3 protein-coding genes and 3 pseudogenes are annotated in these 3,849 nt (G+C 68.1%); 4 read left to right on the top strand and 2 right to left on the bottom strand.

Features of this window, described 5'->3' with window-relative positions; translation table 11 throughout:
• Positions 1 to 192 precede the first annotated feature (192 nt).
• Positions 193 to 738, bottom strand: coding sequence for a hypothetical protein (locus Q7P21_RS19890; protein WP_304180054.1), 546 nt, complete (start codon positions 736 to 738; stop codon positions 193 to 195).
• Positions 738 to 1,958: a CaiB/BaiF CoA-transferase family protein gene (locus Q7P21_RS19885; protein ID WP_304170799.1), complete on the bottom strand. Its 1,221-nt coding sequence runs from the start codon at positions 1,956 to 1,958 to the stop codon at positions 738 to 740. Before Q7P21_RS19885 ends, Q7P21_RS19890 begins: the two co-directional genes overlap by 1 nt.
• 169 nt (positions 1,959 to 2,127) lie before the next feature.
• On the opposite strand from Q7P21_RS19885, the pseudogene Q7P21_RS20520 reads away from it, so the two are divergent.
• From Q7P21_RS20520 to Q7P21_RS19875, 4 genes and pseudogenes are all read left to right on the top strand, one after another.
• Positions 2,128 to 2,784: pseudogene (locus tag Q7P21_RS20520) on the top strand (acyl-CoA dehydrogenase family protein); the annotation flags it as partial.
• Positions 2,774 to 2,893 (top strand): annotated as a pseudogene (locus Q7P21_RS20515) (hypothetical protein); the annotation flags it as partial. The pseudogenes Q7P21_RS20520 and Q7P21_RS20515, both read left to right, overlap by 11 nt.
• Positions 2,842 to 3,294, top strand: a pseudogene (locus Q7P21_RS20510) (acyl-CoA dehydrogenase family protein); the annotation flags it as partial. The pseudogenes Q7P21_RS20515 and Q7P21_RS20510, both read left to right, overlap by 52 nt.
• Positions 3,291 to 3,849, top strand: a 559-nt coding sequence (locus Q7P21_RS19875; RefSeq protein WP_304180052.1) for an enoyl-CoA hydratase/isomerase family protein, incomplete at its 3' end; no start/stop codon positions are given. The pseudogene Q7P21_RS20510 and the gene Q7P21_RS19875, both read left to right, overlap by 4 nt.

Here is a 3,849-nt window from a genome sequence, read left to right as displayed (position 1 = left end):
CTGAAGTTCCAGCCCACCGAGGGCGGCCCGCCCGTGCCGGTGTTCTCGCCGGTCTAAGCACCAGAGACCTCCCTCCCCTTCATGGGGAGGGACAGATCGCGAAGCGATCAGGGTGGGGATCAGCGTCCGCGGAACCCCACCCGTCTGGTGCTCCGCGCCAGCCACCCTGCCCATGAAGGGGAAGGGAATAGCTCAGTGGGCCTCCGCCGCCAGCCTCGCCACAAGCGCGTCGGCTTCGCGCGGATGGGTGAGGCGGTGGATGCGCAGATGGTCCCAGGTCCCGTCGACGCTCATCGCCGCATAGCGGGTCTTGATCCGGGCATAGGTGTCCCAGCTCCAGCGGATGGGGTGCTCCTTGTCGAGCCAGCGGGCGAAGCTCTCGGTGTTGCCGGTGCCGGGCCACAGCTCCTGGCCGCCGATGGCGCGGACCAGCGAGCGGCGGATCACCCGGCTCATGATCAGGGCCTTGGGATAGTCGAGCCAGATCAGGTCGGTGGCCCGCGCCCGGGTGGCGGCGGCCACCTTGGAATAGTTGCCATCGGTGACCCAGGCCGCGCCGTCGAGCGCCGCATAGGTGCGGCGCAGGAACTCATCGGGGTCAGTGTTGTTGAGGTCGACCCAGCCCGGCTGCCAGTTGATGGCGTCGAGCTCCACGTGCGGAATGTCGAGCACGGCCGCCAGCCGCCTGGCGAGGGTGGACTTTCCCGACCCTGAGCTGCCGACGACCGAGATGCGCATCAGTCCTCCGGGGGGAACCCCATCTCGGCCCGGACCTCGGCGGTGTTCTCACCGAGCCGTGGCGCATGGCGGCGGATGTTGGACGGCGAGCCGGTGAACTTCACCGGCGGCTTCATGGCGTTATAGGCCCCCGCGTGCGGATGGTCATGGCGTTCGAAGAAGCCGACCGCCTTCAGATGCGGGTCCTCCGGCAGGTCGTCGAGCCGGGCGGTCCTCACGATCGGGATCGACAGCGGCTTCAGCAGGTCCAGCCATTCCTGGGTGGTCTTGGACTTCGTCGTTTCGCCGACCAGGGCATAGAGCTCGCCGATGTGCTTGGCGCGGGTGGCGTAGTCGGAGAAGCGGGGATCCTTGCCGAAGGTCTCGCCCACGCCGGCGGCGGCGAAGAACTGGTCCCACTGCTTGTCGGTATAGGGCAGCAGGCCGATGTAGCCGTCCTTGGTCTGGTAGGGCTTGCGGTTGGGATTGGCGACCCGCTGATAAGCCCACTGGCCGGTCGGCGGCGCGAAGGTGTGGTCATAGAGGTGCTCGACCAGATTAAAGCTGGTGACGCATTCCAGCATCGGCACCTCGATGAACTGGCCCTCGCCGCTGCGTTCCCGGTGCAGCAGGCCGGCGGTGATGGCCTGGCACATGAACAGCCCCGAGACCTTGTCGGCCACCAGGGTCGGCAGGATGCGCGGGGTGGGATTGCCATCGGTGCGCGGCAACAGGTCGGCCAGGCCCGAGGCCGACTGGATCAGGTCGTCATAGGCCGGCTCCCCGGCATAGGGGCCTTCGGAGCCGTAGCCGGCGGCGTGGACATAGACCACGTCGGGCCGCAGGGCCTTGATGTCCTCATAGGCCAGGCCCAGCCGCTTCAGTCCGTCATAGCGGATCGAGGTGGCGAACACGTCGCAGCTCGCGATCAGGGCCTCCAGCAACGGCCGCGAGGCCGGGTCCTTCATGTCCATCAGCACGGAGCGCTTGTTGCGGTTGATGGTCAGGAAGATCGGGCCCAGGTCGCGGGGGCAGCCCTCCGGCACATGGCCGGCCCAGCGCATGATGTCGCCGCCGTCGCCGCGGCCGGAGCCGGGATCCTCCAGCTTGATCACCTCGGCGCCCTGGTCGCCCAGCATCTGGGTCGCATAGGCGCCGAACACCACGCTCGTCAGGTCGAGGATGCGGACGCCCTTCAGGGGGCCGGTGGCCTCCGTGGCCAGGTGTTTGGCTTCCGACATGCGCCCTCCCATCGACGTCTTGATCTGCCGATGGCGTAGCAGAGCGGCCGGGCTTGGCAATTCCTTCCCCAGGGTGAGGCGCGCTTTCCACATCCGTGGAAATGCGAAACCACTTTGACCACCCCGGCGGCAGGCGTCCAATGTCGGCAAAAGGGATCGGGAGGGACGGATGGATTTCGCGTTGTCCGATGAGCATCGGATGCTCAAGGAATTGGCCCAGCGGTTCGTCAAGGACGAGCTGATGCCGCTCGAGGGCGCCGTCCTGGCCCGAGAAGCCGACGGCAAGGGCATCCACATCACCAAGGATGAGAAGGCCAAGATCGACGCCGTCTCTCAGAAGCTGGGCCTCTGGGGCCTGGACGCGCCCGAGGAGATGGATGGCTTCGACCTGCCCCAGGTGGCCCTGATCGGGGTCAATGAGGCCATGGGCTCGACCGTCACCCCCTACACCCTGCCGCCGGACTCGCCGAACCTGCGCATGCTGATGGCGACGGTGAACGACCAGCAGCGCGAGGCCTATCTGGCCCCCTACGCGGCCGGCAAGACCATCAGCGCCATCGGCATCTCCGAGCCCGGCGCCGGCGCCGACCCGGCCGGCATGATCACCCGCGCGGTCCGCGACGGCGACGACTGGGTGATCACCGGCCGAAAGATCTGGACGAGCCGGGCGGCCGAGGCGGACTTCACCATCGTCATGGCGGTCACCGACAAGGAGAAGGGCGCCCGGGGCGGCATGAGCGCCTTCCTGGTCGACAAGGGCACGCCGGGCTTCAACGTCCTGCGCCGCATCCCGATGATCGGCGGGGCCTTCACCTATGAGGTGGCGCTGGACGACTGCCGGGTGCCGGGTTGGAAGCTGCTGGGCGTCGAGGGCCAGGGCTTCGCGCCCATGCAGGTGCGGCTATCGACCCGGCGGATGGAGATGGCGGCCTGGTGCATCGGCCTGGCGCAAAGGGCGCTGGACATGATGTGCGAGTACGCCCCGCAACGGGTGACCTTCGGCGCGCCGCTATCGAGCCGCCAGGCGGTCCAGTGGTGGGCGGCGGATGCGGCCATGAAGATCCACGCCGCCCGGCTGATGGCCTATGACTGCGCCTGGAAGCTGGACCAGGGTCGCGATGTCCGTCAGGAGATTTCGATGGTCAAGGTCTTCGCCACCGAGATGGCCTGGGAGGTGATCGACCAGGCGATGCAATGCTTCGGCGCCATGGGCATGACCAAGGAAATGCCCCTGCAGCTGATGGCCGCCAGCGTGCGCAACATGCGGATCTATGACGGGCCGTCGGAAGTCCACCGGATGGTGGTGGCCCGCAACCTGATGGGAACGAAACGATGACGAAGGATATCACGGTCGCGCAGGACGGCCATGTGGCCACGGTGACCTTCCACCGGCCGCCGAACAACCACGTCTCGGTCGACCTGATGCGCGACCTGGCCGACACGCTGGAGGCGCTCGACGCCGACGGCGTAACCCGCGCCGTGGTCCTGGCCTCGGAGGGCAAGCCCTTCTGCGCCGGCGCCGACCTGGTCTCCTCCGACGGCATCGGCGGCACGGGCATGGGCGGCATCGCGCCGCTCTATGACCAGGCCGTGCGGCTGTTCTCGATCGAGACCCCGATCGTCGCCGCCATCCAGGGCGCGGCGGTGGGCGCGGGCCTGGGCCTGGCCCTGGTCGCCGACTTCCGCGTCGCCGCGCCGGAAGCCCGATTCTCGGCCAATTTCGTCAAGCTGGGCTTCCATCCGGGCTTTGGCCTGACCCACACCCTGCCCCGGCTGATCGGCCAGCAGCGCGCCAATCTGATGTTCCTGACCGGGCGTCGGGTGAAGGCCGAGGACGGCCTGGCCTGGGGCCTGGTCGACGAGGTGGTCCCGCTCGACCAGCTGCTGTCGG

Origin of the sequence: Phenylobacterium aquaticum (genome assembly GCF_947378715.1) — a bacterium.
In the GTDB taxonomy this organism is placed as follows: Bacteria; Pseudomonadota; Alphaproteobacteria; order Caulobacterales; family Caulobacteraceae; genus Phenylobacterium; species Phenylobacterium aquaticum_A.
Note: the sequence above shows the minus strand (reverse complement) of the source record. Positions and strands in the feature narration are given on the sequence as shown.